Source organism: Stenotrophomonas sp. yr243, assembly GCF_900184195.1.
Taxonomy (GTDB): domain Bacteria; phylum Pseudomonadota; class Gammaproteobacteria; order Xanthomonadales; family Xanthomonadaceae; genus Stenotrophomonas; species Stenotrophomonas lactitubi.
The window spans coordinates 1,174,010-1,188,185 of sequence record NZ_FXWT01000002.1 but is presented as its reverse complement, the minus strand read 5'-3'; the positions used below and the strand labels follow the sequence as shown (position 1 = coordinate 1,188,185).

10 protein-coding genes are annotated in these 14,176 nt (G+C 67.9%); 6 read left to right on the top strand and 4 right to left on the bottom strand.

The features are described from left to right. Positions 1-5: 5 nt before the first annotated feature. The 3 genes from QOL57_RS12115 to QOL57_RS12105 all read left to right on the top strand — a co-directional run bounded on the left by QOL57_RS12115 (position 6) and on the right by QOL57_RS12105 (position 4,197). Positions 6-446, top strand: coding sequence for a hypothetical protein (locus QOL57_RS12115; protein ID WP_025877987.1), 441 nt, complete (start codon positions 6-8; stop codon positions 444-446). 159 nt (positions 447-605) lie between these two features. Beyond that, positions 606-866, top strand: coding sequence for a YcgL domain-containing protein (locus tag QOL57_RS12110; RefSeq protein WP_089237730.1), 261 nt, complete (start codon positions 606-608; stop codon positions 864-866). After that, positions 859-4,197, top strand: a complete 3,339-nt coding sequence (locus QOL57_RS12105) for an ankyrin repeat domain-containing protein (RefSeq protein WP_089237728.1) — start codon at positions 859-861, stop codon at positions 4,195-4,197. Before QOL57_RS12110 ends, QOL57_RS12105 begins: the two co-directional genes overlap by 8 nt. 170 nt (positions 4,198-4,367) lie before the next feature. On the opposite strand, the gene QOL57_RS12100 is transcribed toward QOL57_RS12105, so the two are convergent. Then, entirely contained in the window at positions 4,368-6,146 is a 1,779-nt protein-coding gene (locus QOL57_RS12100) for a monovalent cation:proton antiporter-2 (CPA2) family protein (protein WP_089237726.1), read from the bottom strand. A 342-nt stretch (positions 6,147-6,488) separates the two neighbouring features. Here QOL57_RS12100 and mgtE point away from each other — a divergent pair, with 342 nt between their 5' ends. Next, the gene (gene mgtE / locus QOL57_RS12095) at positions 6,489-7,859 is read left to right on the top strand and encodes a magnesium transporter (protein WP_089237724.1); all 1,371 of its coding nucleotides are present in this window, start codon (positions 6,489-6,491) and stop codon (positions 7,857-7,859) included. Between the two features lie 135 nt (positions 7,860-7,994). Further along, positions 7,995-10,721: a bifunctional acetate--CoA ligase family protein/GNAT family N-acetyltransferase gene (locus tag QOL57_RS12090; RefSeq protein WP_089237723.1), complete on the top strand. Its 2,727-nt coding sequence runs from the start codon at positions 7,995-7,997 to the stop codon at positions 10,719-10,721. 48 nt (positions 10,722-10,769) lie between these two features. Here the strand turns inward: QOL57_RS12090 and QOL57_RS12085 are convergent, their stop codons facing one another. Beyond that, positions 10,770-11,150, bottom strand: coding sequence for a YbjQ family protein (locus tag QOL57_RS12085; RefSeq protein ID WP_089237720.1), 381 nt, complete (start codon positions 11,148-11,150; stop codon positions 10,770-10,772). A 45-nt stretch (positions 11,151-11,195) separates the two neighbouring features. Between QOL57_RS12085 and QOL57_RS12080 the strand changes: the two genes are divergently transcribed. Continuing rightward, positions 11,196-11,903, top strand: a complete 708-nt coding sequence (locus tag QOL57_RS12080) for an alpha/beta hydrolase (RefSeq protein WP_089237718.1) — start codon at positions 11,196-11,198, stop codon at positions 11,901-11,903. Positions 11,904-12,019: 116 nt separating this feature from the next. On the opposite strand, the gene dkgB is transcribed toward QOL57_RS12080, so the two are convergent. Both dkgB and QOL57_RS12070 read right to left on the bottom strand, forming a co-directional pair. Then, positions 12,020-12,829, bottom strand: coding sequence for a 2,5-didehydrogluconate reductase DkgB (dkgB, locus tag QOL57_RS12075; protein WP_089237716.1), 810 nt, complete (start codon positions 12,827-12,829; stop codon positions 12,020-12,022). A gap of 85 nt (positions 12,830-12,914) precedes the next feature. After that, complete coding sequence (locus QOL57_RS12070; protein ID WP_089237714.1) at positions 12,915-14,129, bottom strand: MFS transporter; 1,215 nt, start codon at positions 14,127-14,129, stop codon at positions 12,915-12,917. Between the last annotated feature and the right edge of the window lie 47 nt (positions 14,130-14,176).

Sequence of the window (14,176 nt, the reverse complement as noted above, 5' to 3'; positions counted from 1 at the left end):
TTCCGATGCGCCGCACTCTGCTGATCGCCACTGCCACCGCGCTGCTGGCCCTGACTTCCACCGCTTCGGCGCGCGATACCCGCGTCGAACAGTCCCTGCGCGAGCTGATCAGTTCGCAGGCCGCCAAAGATGCCGGCATCGACGGCAGCGTGCGCTTCTACCTGGCCGGCCAGCCGGTCAGCGTGCAGCAGCGCCTGGGCGAAGACGTGACCAACAAGAAGACCAACGCCGCCAACAAGAGCGACGTCGAGGCCTGCAACTGGGTTGCCCTGTCGGCGCTGCTGGCGCTGCAGGACGGTGCCAAGTCGCGCGGCGCCAACGCCGTGGTCGACATCGTCAGCTACTACAAGAAGAACGAGTTCAAGAGCGCGACCAACTACGAGTGCTGGGCTGGCACCTTCGTCGCCGGCGTGGCCTTGAAGGGCACCTACGCCAAGGTCAAGTAAGCGCGGCCGACCGGTGGCGCTGGCTGAACGGCGTCGCCACATTGCTGAACCTCAACGGGGAAACGCCGTCGATCGCGCCGCCATCGTCGCGTGACGGCTTTCCCCGGTGTCGGCTTTCCGACACAATCACGGCTCTTCCCGGGTTATCGTCCCGTGGACATGCACGCCTACGTCTATAAAAGCCAACTCAAGCCGGACACCTACGTCTATCTCGCCCGACGCGATGACTTCAGCGCTTTGCCTGCGCCGCTGTCGGCGTCGTTGGGTTCGCTCGTCTTCGTGCTGGAAGTGACCCTGGACGCGCAGCGCCAGCTGGCCCAGGCCGACCCGGCCAAGGTGCGCAGCGAACTGACCGAGCGCGGGTTCTACCTGCAGGTGCCGCCGTCGGTGAGCAGCATGATGCTGCGCCACTATGACTGAGCTTTCCCGATCCCGCGCCCTGTCGCTGGCCTTCATCCTCGGTGCCTTGCTGGCGCTGGGTTCTGCGCTGGGTGGCCTGCCCGGCGCGGTACTGGCGGCACTGGCGCAACCGGCGTTCGCACTGGGAATCTCGTGGTGGCGGCGCAGCCGCGCGCTGTTGCCACCCAAGGTGATCGCCCGCCAGGACCTGCCGGCGCTGCTGGCACTGTGGACCGCCGCGCCGTTGCTGCTGGCCCTGCTGCTGGCCTGGCCACTGGCTGCGCTGCGCGATAGCGGCAGCCTGGCCGCGGTGCTGGGCCTGAGCGTGCTGGTCAGCGCCGGCCTGTTGGCGGCCTGGCGCACCTGGCCGCTGTGGAACGATGTCGAGCGTCTCGATGGTGGGCTGGCCCAGCATTGGCAGGCGTTGGCCGGCCGTGACCTCGGTGCCTGGCGTGGCCTTGCTGTGGCGGCACTGGTGATGGCCCTGGCGGCACTGGTCGTACTGCCGACCTGGCCGGACCTGCTGCCGGAAAGCGCACGTTGGCCGTCGGCACTGGCGGTGCTGCTGCTGTCGCCGCTGCTGCATCTGCTGCTGCAGCGCATTGCACCGGCGCCGCTGGTCTCGCTGCGCAGCCCGCTTGGCGCTGAACTGCCGGTCGATCGCGAAACGTTGTTCAGCGCGGTCGCCGACACCACCCCACTGGAAGCCTTGGCGCCCCAGGAGCTGACCCCAGCCCTGTACGAAGCCGCACGCCACGGCCGCATCGACCGTGCGCTGCAGCTGCTGCAGGCCGGCGCCGATCCGTATTCCCTGCCTGACCCGAACTGGCGCGACCAGCGCAGCCTGGCGGTGCTCGCCGCTGTCCTGCCGGACCTGCGCCTGCTGCGTGAGTTGATCGGCCGCGGCGTCGATGTGAACGCGCCGCATCGCGGCATGACCCCGCTGCTGGCCGCGACCCGCGACAGCTGGCATGGGCGTCCGGAAGCGGTGATGACCCTGCTGGCCAACGGCGCCGATTCGCGTGCAACCGACAGTGAGGGCAATACGCCCCTGCACCATGCCGCCCGCAGTTCAGACCCGGGCGTGGCCGCGCTGCTGCGTGACGCGGCCGCTGAAGTCGACGCACTGAACCGTGATGGCTGGTCGCCGTTGGCGGTGGCCTGCCAGGTCGGCAACTGGCGGCTGGCGCGCTTCCTGCTGGAGCGCGGCGCCCGCAGCGAACCGGCTGACGGCACCCCGGTGCTGCTGGCCGCGGCCGCCACCGAAGACGATGATCCAGCCGGCGTGCAGCTGCTGCTGAAGCACAAGGCACGTGCCGACGCGCGTGACCGCCAGCGCCGCAGCGCGCTGCACGAAGCGGCATTGGCTGGCCACGTGGACATCATCGGCGTGCTGCTTGCCGCCGGTGCCAACCTGGAAGCGCGCGACGCACTGGGCCGTACCCCGTGGCTGGAAGCTGCACGTGCCGGCCGCGCCGCCGTGGTCGAGCACCTGCTGCCGCACAAGCCCGACCTGGTTGCTGTCGACACCGATGGCCGCAACGCGGTGCTGCTGGCAACGATGGCCGAGGACGTTTCGCCGCTGTTGATCAAGCGCCTGCTGGAACTGGGCATCGCCGCCGACGGCAGCGATCCGGCCGGTCGACGCGCGGTCGACTACGCCGCCGAAGCCGGTCGCTGGGCGATCGTCGCCCTGCTGGATCCGTCCTACCCGCTGCCTGCCGCGGTCAGCGATGGCCTGGCCGAGCGCGGTGAGACGGCCAGTGCCAGCGGCCTGCTGCCCGATCGCCCGCCGTTGACCCTGCTGCGCGAGGCGCTCGGGTTCGGCAATACCGATGGCATGGCCGCACTGGCCAGGCTGTGCCAGCCCGAAGAACTGGGTGGCCTGCTGCTCGATCCGGAGCTGGCACTGGAGCCGCGCGCGGTCGACTGGTTGCTCGCCCATGGTGCCGATCCGTACGTGCGTGACGCCTGTGCCGATACACCGATGTTCGCGCTGCTGTCGCGCGGAATCGATGCCGTACCGGCCCTGCAGGTGATGCTGCAGCATGGCTTGTCACCGGCCGGACGTGGTGGCCTGGCGCGTTTCCTGGCTGCGTGTGCGCAGCACGACCAGGCGGCGCGTGGCCTGGAACAGCTGGCGCTGGAACTGCTGGAACGCGGCGCCGATCCGTTTGCAGCCTCGCCGGCCGGTGATCCGCCGTTGTCACTGGCCGTGCGCCTGGGTTGGCTGCGCCTGCAGCAGGCCCTGCTCACGACCGGCGTGGACCGTGAAGCACGCGACAGCCATGGCATGACCGCGCTGCATCTGGCCACCGCACTGGCGCGCGAAAGTGCACTGAAGCTGCTGGTGCAGCACGGTGCCTCACCCGAAGCGCGTGCTGCCGATGGGCAGACGCCGCTGGGCGTGGCGCTGTCGATCGGTCGTCGCGATCTGGCCGACTGGCTGGACTGGCGGGTCTGGCCGCTGCCGCGCAGGACCCTGCGCGAAGGCGATCTGCCGGCCGCCGCGATGGCCGGCGATGTCGATGCCGTGCGTCGTTTGAATGATCTGGGCTTTGCCATCGACGCCGTCGATGCGCAGGGCTGCACCGCGCTGCTGCGTGCTGCCGGTGGTGGCCATCTGGCCGTGGTCGACCTGCTGCTGGCGCGCGGCGCCGATCCGCAGCATGCCGCTGCCAGTGGTGCGACGCCGTTGTCGGCGGCGGTCAGCATGCGCCAGGTCGATATCGTCTCGGCCCTGCTCGATGCCGGGGCGCAGCTCGAACACCGCCTGCCAGGCGGGGTCACCGTGCTGATGCTGGCCTCGGCGCTGGGCCTGCCGGACATCGTGGCGCGCCTGCTCACCGCCGGTGCCGACGTGCATGCCGGCGATGCCCAGCAGCTGGCGCCGCTGCACTGTGCAGCCCTGTATGGCTTCAGTGCGCGCGACCGTTCGCGCCTGCTGGCGCTGCTCGACACCCTGCTGCTGGCCGGTGCAGAGCCGGACCAGGCCGCTGCCGGTGCGGTCACGCCGTTGCTGCTGCTGATGGGCGCGCGCGCCGAACCGGGCACCGCCTGCGACGAGCAGGTGGTGATGGCCGCTGTCGAGCGCCTGCTGGATGAAGACGTGAGCCTGGATGTGCGCGATCCGCGTGGCTTCGGCCCGTTGCACCTGGCCGCCCTGCACGGGTTGCCGCTGCTGGTACAGCGCCTGCTGCGCGCCGGTGCCGATCCGGAAGCGCGTGATGGCTTGAACCGCAGCCCGCGCGAGATCGCGGTGATGCGCGGCTTCATCGACGTCGCCGCCGAGTTCGAGCCGCGCGTGCCGGGCGTATCGTCGATGGCCAGGTTCCTGCGCGACAACGGCTGACCGGTCCGGGGTCGGATCCCTTTCCAACGGAAAGGGCTCTGACCCCAATACCCTGGGATCCTACCCCTGGTGGGTGCCGACCGTTGGTCGGCAGGATGCCTTCAGTAGATCCACGCCATGCGTGGATGATCGTGCGGCGAAACAGAGAAGCATCCACACATGGTGTGGATCTACTTGTCGTCGCTTTCCGCGTCCGCTTCGAACAGGTGCATCAGGTCGTTGCGCGCATCACGCGAGGTCTGGATCACCGCCGCCTCGTCGTCGTAGACCAGGTACTGGTCGCGCAGCAGCTTCTCGTCGTGTTCGCGGAACTGCTGCACATGGCGCTCGGCCACGTTCGGGGCCACGCCAAGCGCGGTCAGCACGCGCCCGCTCATTTCCAGGCTGGTACCGAACACTTCGCGGAACGGTTCGGCCGACATGTCCATCAACCGCCACGCATGCTGGCGGTTGCGTGCGCGTGCCAGCACCGTCGCGTCCGGATACAGGCGGCGCACCATGCGCACCGCGCGCAGGTTGGTTTCCGGGTCGTCCACGGTGATCACGAACACGTCGATGTGCTCGCCACCGGCGGCGCGCAGCATCTCCGGCCGGGTCGGGTCGCCGTAGTACAGCTGGTTGCCGAAGCGGCGCAGGTCGGCCACCGTGTCCGGGTTCGCTTCCAGCGCCACGAACGGCACCTTCTGCGCGGTCAGCAGGCGCGCGATCACCTGGCCGAAGCGGCCCATGCCGGCAATCAGCACCTTCGGGCGATTGTCCGGCGCCACCTTGTCGGCCTCCGCCGCCTGCCGTGGCGCGGCCTTCTCCTGGCCGAGCAGGCGCAGCAGGGCGATCATCAGCAACGGGGTGATCGCCATCGACAGACCGACGATCGCCACCAGCCGGTCATGGTTGGCATTGCCCAGCAGGTGCGCGCGCTGCGCTTCGTTGAATACCACGAAGGCGAATTCGCCGCCCAGCCACAACACGCTGCCCAGCAGCAGCGACTGCCGGGAACTGAGCTTGGCAATGCGGCCGATGGCGTACAGCAGGCTGAACTTCACCACCAGCAGGATCGCCACACCCGCGGCGATCATCCACGGTTCGGCGGCGATACGGTCCAGGTCGATGCCCATGCCCACCGCGATGAAGAACAGGCCCAGCAGCAAACCCTTGAACGGCTCGATCTGCGATTCCAGCTCGTGCCGGAATTCCGAATCGGACAGCAGCACGCCGGCCAGGAACGCTCCCAAGCTGGGGCTCAGGCCGGCTTCCTGCATGAACCAGGCGGTGCCCAGCACCACCAGCAAGGCGGTGGCGGTGAACACTTCCGGGCTGCGGGTGCGCGCGATGATGCCGAACAGGCGGCGAAGCACCGGCCGCCCGAACAGGATCACCACTGCCAGCGCGCCCAGCGCGACGGCCGCATCTTCCCAGCGCAGCGTCTCGTTCTTGGCCCCACCCAGCAGCGGAATCGCGGCCAGCAGCGGAATGGCGATCAGGTCCTGGAACAGCAGGATGGCAAACCCCAGCCGGCCATGGTCACTGTTGATCGCCTTGTGCTCGGACAACAGCTGCAGGCCGACCGCGGTCGACGACAGCGCCAGCGCCACGCCCACCACCAGCGCGCTCTTCCACTGGAAGTGATCGAGCAGCAGCAGGCCACCCAGCACCAGCCCGGACAGCGCCACCTGCGCCGCGCCCGCACCGAACACCGAGCGCCGCATCACCTTCAGCCGGGCAGGGGACAGCTCCAGCCCGATCACGAACAGCAGCATGACCACGCCGATCTCCGCCGCGCCGAGGATGCGGTCGGCGTCCTGTACGAAGCCGAGGCCATCCGGCCCCAGCACCACGCCGGCCGCCAGGTAGCCCAGCACCGCGCCGAAGCCGAATTTCTTGAACACCGGCACCGCGATCACCGCGGCCAGCAGCAGCACCAATGCCAGTTCCAGACCACCGCTATGCATGGGAATACCTGGTCATCGGGAGGCCGGCTGTGCGTCCATTCGGCGGGGGGAAGCGCGGCGGATGCCACCTGGCCATTATGCGCGCGCGGCTGTGTACGCACGAGAACGGCAGTCGGCCCCTTGCCCGGTCACCGGCCGCGGGTTGACCTGCATCGACCGCAGGTCCAGACTGCCCGCCGCTGCCGGCATGCCCGTCAGTACACCCCTCCAGAGTCCCCAACCCATGTCCAGCGACAGTAGAAGTCGACCTCGGTCGACGCCAGCGATGGCCACCGCCTGACATCGGGACGGTTTGCCTGCGTTGGCGTTGCGCGATGTCGCACCCCATGAAGGCGAATCACCATGAACCAGAAGCAATTGCTGCGTCCGGTGGCCGATGCCGCAGCATTGTCGGCACCGCTGGCGAACTACAACACCGCCGACGCGGTGGAATTCCTCAACACGCTTGAACTGGAGCGCGCCGCCGAGACGCTGGCCGCGCTGTCGTTGCCACGTGCGGTGAAGATGCTGGAGGCGCCGGAGCTGCACCGCAGTGGCAAACTGGTTGCCGCGCTGCCTCCGGCACGCGCCGCGGCGCTGCTGGGGTTGATGGCCGACGACCGTGCCACCGACATCGTCCACGAGCTGGATGAAGAAGAACGCGCGCGCCTGATTCCGCTGCTGGGCAACGAAGCCCGGCAGACCATCCAGAAGCTGCTGAGCTACCCGCCGAACACCGCCGGCGCGCTGATGACCACCGAGTTCGTCGCCGTGCCCGCCACCTGGACCGTGGCCCAGACCCTGCAGCACATCCGCCAGGTCGAGCGCACGCGCGAGACCGTGTATGCAATCTACGTCCTCGACCCGGGCAACCAGCAGCTGCAGCAGGTGGTGACCATGCGCCGGCTGATCACCGGCCTGCCGGAGGAATCGATCCTGGACGTGGCCCAGGTCAATCCGCCGGTGATGGTGGATGCGCAGATGGACCAGGAAGACGTGGCACGACTGATTCGCCGCCACGATCTGCTGGCGATCCCGGTGGTGGACGCGCAGCAGCACATGCTCGGCATCGTCACCGTTGATGACATCCTCGATGCGCTGATCGAAGAGTCCACCGAAGACGCGCACAAGTTCGGCGGCATGGAAGCATTGGACAAGCCGTACATGCAGATCGGCTTCTTCGAGATGCTGCGCAAGCGTGCCGGCTGGTTGAGCGTGCTGTTCGTGGGCGAGATGCTGACCGCCAGCGCGATGCAGCACTACGAGGATGAACTGGCCCGCGCAGTGGTGCTGACCCTGTTCATTCCGTTGATCATGAGCTCGGGCGGCAACTCCGGTTCGCAGGCGACCTCGCTGCTGATCCGCAGCCTGGCCCTGCGTGAGCTGCGCCTGCGTGACTGGTGGAAAGTGGCCCTGCGCGAAGTGCCCACCGGCATGGTGCTCGGTGCCATCCTCGGCTGCCTGGCCATCGTGCGCATCGTGATCTGGCAGCTCGGTGGCTTCCATGACTACGGCGAGCACTGGATCCTGCTGGCGATCACCATCGGCGCTGCGCTGGTGGGCATCGTTACCTTCGGCTCGCTGTCCGGGTCGATGCTGCCCTTCATCCTCAAGCGGCTGGGCTTTGACCCGGCCAGCGCCTCGGCCCCGTTCGTCGCCACCCTGGTGGATGTGACCGGCCTGGTGATCTATTTCAGCATCGCCGCGATGATCCTGCACGGCACCCTGCTGTAACGGGTGCGTCATCCACGCATGGCGTGGATCTACTGGTCCTGGCCGCCGTAGTAGATCCACGCCATGCGTGGATGCTGTGCCAGGTTCCTGCGCACGATCATGCCGCCGCAGCGCCGGTCCGTGTACCGTAGGCACATGAGTACCTACCATCTGCAGTCCGTGTTCCGTCCGCAGTCGGTCGCGGTGATCGGCGGCAGCCCGCGTGAGCGCTCGGCCGGCCGCGCAGTGATGCGCAACCTGCGTGGCACCGGCTTCCCCGGCAAGGTGGCATGGATCAACCCGCGCCACGCCGAGATCGATGGCATCCGCACGGTAAAGCGGTTGAAGGACCTGGACTGGGTGCCGGAACTGGTAGTGATCACCGCGCCGGCGGCGATCGTGCCGCAGGTGGTACGCACCGCTGCCGAACGCGGCGTGCAGGCCGCGATCATCCTCACCGCGCATCTGGGTGAGGGTCCGGGTTCGCCGTGGGCACAGGTGGAGGCCGCCGCGCGCGCGCACGGCCTGCGCATCCTAGGTCCGCACTGCCTGGGCGTGATCGCACCGCATGCACGGCTCAATGCCAGCATCGCCGCGCATTTCCCGCAGGCCGGCGACCTCGCGCTGATTTCCGAATCCTCAGCGATCGCCGCCGCCCTGGTGGAGTGGGGCGTGGCACGTTCGGTGGGGTTCTCCGCCGTGGTCTCGCTGGGCGACACCATGGACGTGGACTTCGGCGACCTGCTGGACTATTTCGCCACCGACTACCGCACCCGCGCCATCCTGCTCTATGTCGAGCAGATCAAGGACGCCCGCAAGTTCATGTCGGCCGCACGTGCCGCTGCGCGTGCCAAGCCGGTGGTGGTGGTGAAGTCCGGCCGCGCCGAACGGGTGCAGCCGGGCAGCGCCGATACCCACGTGCAGGCACTGGCGCGCGCCGATGATGTCTACGGCGCGGCATTCAACCGTGCCGGCCTGCTGCGGGTGAGCGCGCTGGACGAACTGTTCACCGCGGCCGAATCGTTGGGTCGCCTCGGCACCTTCCCCGGGCGTCGCCTGGCCATCCTCAGCAACGGCGGCGGTGTCGGCCACCTGGCGGTGGACCAGTTGATCGCCCTGCATGGCACGTTGGCGCAACTGTCCGACAGCACCGTACAGAAGCTCGATGCGGTACTGCCGCAGGGCTGGTCGCGCAGCAACCCGGTCGACATCGTGGTCGACGCCGATGGCGATCGTTATGCCACGGCCATCGAGGCGCTGCTGGCCGACAACGAGAACGACGCGGTGCTGGTGGTCAACGTGCCCACGGCGTTCACCTCCTCGGCCGACGCCGCGCAGGCGCTGACCCGCACGCTCGGCCTGCGCCCGCGCCATCACCGTGACAAGCCGGTGTTCGCGGTGTGGCTGGGCAACGACGACCAGGCCACCGCCACCCTCAATGCGGCACGCGTGCCGACCTATCCCACCGAAGCCGAGGCCGTGCGCGGTTTCCAGCATCTGGTGCGTTACCGCGAAGCACAGAACGCGTTGATGGAAACGCCGCCCAGCCTGCCGCAGGACTTCAGCGTGGACACCGTGCGTGCACGCGCGCTGGTCGAGGCCGCGCTGGCCAACGGTCAAGGCTGGCTGGATCCGCTGGCCACCCATGAACTGCTGAAGGCCTACGGCATTCCCTCTGCACCGGTGATGCACGCGCGTGATGCGCACGAGGCGATGGACCTGGCGCAACCGCTGCTGGAGCGTGGTGCGACCGTCGCACTGAAGATCCTGTCACCCGATATTCCGCACAAATCCGAAGTGGATGGCGTGCGCCTGAATCTGGCGACGCTGCCTGCGGTGCAGAGCGCGGCCAAGGCGATCCTTGCCCGCGCGCGGCAACTGCGGCCGGACGCGCGCATCGACGGTCTGCTGGTGCAGCCGACCATCGTCCGCCCGAAGGCACGCGAGCTCATCGTCGGCATCGCCGACGACGCCACGTTCGGCCCGGTGATCGTGGTCGGACGTGGTGGCACGGCGGTGGAAGTCATCAATGACAAGGCCTTGGCACTGCCACCGCTGGACCTGCGCCTGGCCCACGAGCTGATCGGCCAGACCCGGGCCTCGCGCATCCTCAAGGCCTACGGCGATGTGCCAGCAGCCGACGAGCGCGCGCTGGCGTTGGCGCTGGTCAAGCTGGCGCAGCTGGCAGCAGACATTCCCGAAGTGCGCACGCTGGACATCAACCCGCTGCTGGTCGACAGCAAGGGCATCCTGGCGCTGGACGCACGCGTGGCGGTGGCCCCGTCGCGCATCCTGCACAAGGGACGCGGCCATCCGCGCTTCGCCGTGTTCCCGTATCCGAAGGAATGGGAGCGCACCATCGAACTGTCCGATGGCGGTCGCGCGTTCGTACGCCCGGTGCGGCCGGAAGATGACGCATTGTTCCGCGCGTTCTTCGCGCGCGTCAGTGACGAGGATCTGCGCCTGCGCTTCTTCCAGTCGGTCAAGCACTTCAGCCACGAGTTCATCGCCCGCCTGACCCAGCTGGACTACGCGCGCTCGATCGCATTGGTGGCCATTGAACCGCGCAGCGGCGAGATGCTGGGTGCGGTGCGACTGCATGCCGATGCGGACTATCACCGCGGCGAGTACGGCATCCTGATCCGCTCGGACCTGAAGGGCCATGGCATCGGCTGGCGCCTGATGGCGATCATGATCGAGTACGCCAAGTGGCTGGGCCTGGACGTGGTGGAAGGCCAGGTGCTGCGCGAGAACAGCACCATGCTGGCGATGTGCCAGAGCCTGGGCTTCAAGACCCGGCTGGACCCGGACGACCCGACGGTGATGATGGTGACGTTGCCGGTGCAGCAGGTGGAAGTGCCCGAAGTGCCGCCGGTGGCGTGACCGTCACCCTGACGGTAGCGCCGGGCCATGCCCGGCGGAACATCGGATTCAACGCAGCGGCTCGACCACCACCGCCGTGCCATAGCACAGCACTTCGGTCAGCCCGGTCATCACATCGGTGGCGTCGTAGCGCATGCCGATGACCGCGTTGGCACCCAGCTGCCGCGCATGCTTGACCATGTCGCGGTAGGTTTCCTCGCGCGCCTGCTCGCACAGCTCGGTGTAGATGGTGATGTTGCCACCGAAGATCGTCTGGATGCCGCCGAGGAAGTTGCCCACGATCGAGCGCGAGCGCACGGTGATGCCGCGTACCACGCCGAGGTTGCGCGCGATGCGGTAGCCGGGCAGCTCGAAGGCGGTGGTCACCATCGAATCATCGAAGCGCGCTGCAGAGGTGGTGGGAGTGCCACTGTTGTAGGGATCGGCCATGGGTGTCTGGTCGTCTTGTGGGTTTGAAGGCGCCACAATACCGCCATGACCGACCGCATTCCCCTGCTGCTGCTCCCCGGCCTGCTCAACGATGCCGAACTCTGGCGCGCGCAGCTGGCCGACCTGGCCGATATCGCCGACTGCACCGTGGGCGACCAGACCCGGGGCGAGACCCTGCAGGCGGTGGTCGAGGACGTGCTGGCGCAGGCGCCCCCGCGTTTCGCGCTGGCCGGTTTCTCACTGGGCGGCTTCGTCGCCCAGCAGATCCTGCGCATCGCGCCGGAGCGCGTGCTGCAGCTGGCCCTGATCGATACCTCGATCCATGCCGACTCTCCCGAACGTGCCGAACAGCGGCGCAGCCAGCGTGCCAGCGTGCGTCTGCCCGGGAAATTCCATGGCTTTGGCGATGTGCTGATGCGCAGCTACATCGATGCCTCGCGGCTGGACGACTACGTGCTGGTGCAGCGCGTGCGCGACATGACCGCGCGATTGGGTGCGGAGGTATTCCTGCGGCAGAGCGCGCTGGAACGGAGTGACGGCCACGACGTGCTGGCCGGCTACCGCGATCCGCTGCTGATCGTCTGTGGTGCAAACGACCGCATCACGCCGTTGGCGGTGAGCGAGGAAATGCACGCGCTGGTGCCGCATTCGCAGCTGGTGGTGGTGCCCGATTGCGGGCATCTGGCACCGATGGAAAAGCCGGATGAAGTCAGTGCGGCGATGCGGGCGTGGTTGTTGCAGGGCCAGGATTGAACCTACGCTTCTGGTAGGTGCCGACCTTGGTCGGCACGGTGTTTCATTGATCGACGAGAGGTAAGCGCCGACCAAGGTCGGCATCTACCAAAACCTGCCCGTGCCCGACGCTGGGATCAATCCCAGGCCGGCGCAATGCCTTCCGGGTTGGCCAGGCGATGGCCGCGGTCCAGCTTGGCGATCTGCGCCATGTCGTCCTCGGTCAGGCGGATCGCTGCCGCTTCCAGGTTGCTGGCCAGGTTCTCGCGCTTGGTCGACGACGGGATGACAGCGTAGTCCTGCTGCAGCGCCCACGCCAGCGCGATCTGCGCCGGGCTGGCCTGGTGGCGGCCGGCGATGGCCTGGATCACCGGGTCCTTGATGACCTCGCCATAGGCCAGGCTCATGTACGCGGTGACGCGGATGCCGTTGTCCTGCAGGAACTTCACCAGCAGGCGGTTCTGCAGGTACGGATGGATCTCGACCTGGTTGGTTGCGATGGCATCGGCACCGAGGATTTCAATCGCCTTGCGGGTCTGGGCGATGGTGAAGTTGGAGATGCCAATCTCGCGGGTCAGCCCTTGTGCCTTGGCTTCAGCCAGCGCGGCCAGGTACTCCTCCATCGGCGTATCGACCTTGTCATTCGGCGACGGCCAGTGGATCAACGCCAGGTCGACATGGTCGGTGCGCAGCTTTTCCAGGCTGGTGCGCAGGCTCGCCAGCAGTGCATCGCGCTTGAACTCGGTGATCCATACCTTGGTGGTCAGGTAGATCTCGTCACGCGGCACGCTGGATTCGGCGATGGCCTGGCCGACCTCGGCTTCGTTGCCGTAGATCTGCGCGGTGTCGATGGCGCGGTAGCCGACGTCCAGTGCGTTGCGCACCGAGTCGATCACGGTCTGGTCTTTCAGGCGGAAGGTGCCGAGACCAAAAGCGGGAACAGTCATGGGGAACTCCAAAGCGGGGGAAGGAGGTGATCACAAAGGGTAGGGCAGGGGCCGTGTGCATGCCGGCAACGGTGCATTGCGCTCATCAATGCGCCGCCACCGTGATGCCCTCGGCGCGATCATCGATGCCGTCGCGACGGTCCAGGCGGCCACTCAGCACGGTCAGGCCATACGCGCCGACCACCACCAGTGCGCCCAGCCACGGTGTGTGCATCAGGCCGATGTGTTCGACCACCAGGCCGCCCAGCGATGCACCCAGCGCGATGCCGATGTTGAAGGCGGCGATGTTCAGGCCCGAGGCCACATCGGTGGCCTGCGGTGCGTAGCGCTGTGCCTGCTTGACCACATACACCTGCAGGCCGGGCACGTTGCCGAACGCTACTGCGCCCAGTGCCAGTACGGTCAGCAGCATCAACCAGGTGTTGTGGGCGGTGAAGGTCATGACCAGCAGCACCACGGCCAGCAGCGCGAAGATGCGCTTCAGCGCGGGCACCGGGCCCATGCGGTCGGCCATGCGGCCGCCCCACAGGTTGCCGATCGCAACCGACACGCCATACACCAGCAGCACCAGGCTGACCGCGTTGGCCGAGAAGCCGGTGACGTCCTGCAGGATCGGCGTCAGGTAGGTGAAGGACAGGAAGGTGCCGCCGTATCCGAGTGCGGTGATGGCGTAGACCATCAGCAGACGCGGCTGCGCAAGCACGCCCAGCTGCTGGCGGAAGGTGGCCGGCGCGCTCTGTGCCAGGCCGCGCGGCACGAACAGCAGGGCGCCCAGCAGCGCGATCACGCCCAGCCCGGCCACGGCCAGGAACGTGGCGCGCCAGCCCAGGTGCTGGCCGATGAAGGTACCCAGCGGTACGCCGGTCACCAGCGCCACGGTCAGGCCGGTGAACATGATGGCGATGGCACTGGCGGCCTTCTCCTTCGGCACCACGGCGGTGGCGATGATCGAGCCGATGGAGAAGAACACCCCGTGGGCCAGGCCGGTGAGGATGCGGGCGACGATCAGCGAGGTGTAACCCGGTGCCATCCACGCGATGACGTTGCCGAGGGTGAACAGCACCATCAGCGCGACCAGCAGGGTCTTGCGCGGCACACGGCCGGTGAGTGCGGTCAGCACCGGTGCGCCGACGGCCACGCCGAGCGCATACAGGGAGACCAGCAGGCCGGCCGACGGCAGGCTGACCTGCAGGTCGGCGGCGATGGTCGGGATCAGGCCGACGATGACGAACTCGGTGGTGCCGATGGCGAAGGCGCCGAGGGTCAGCGCCAGCAGGGCGAGCGGAATGCCACGGATCATGACAGTGTCCAGAGCGAAGGAAGGGGCGCAGTGTGCGCGGCCGACCT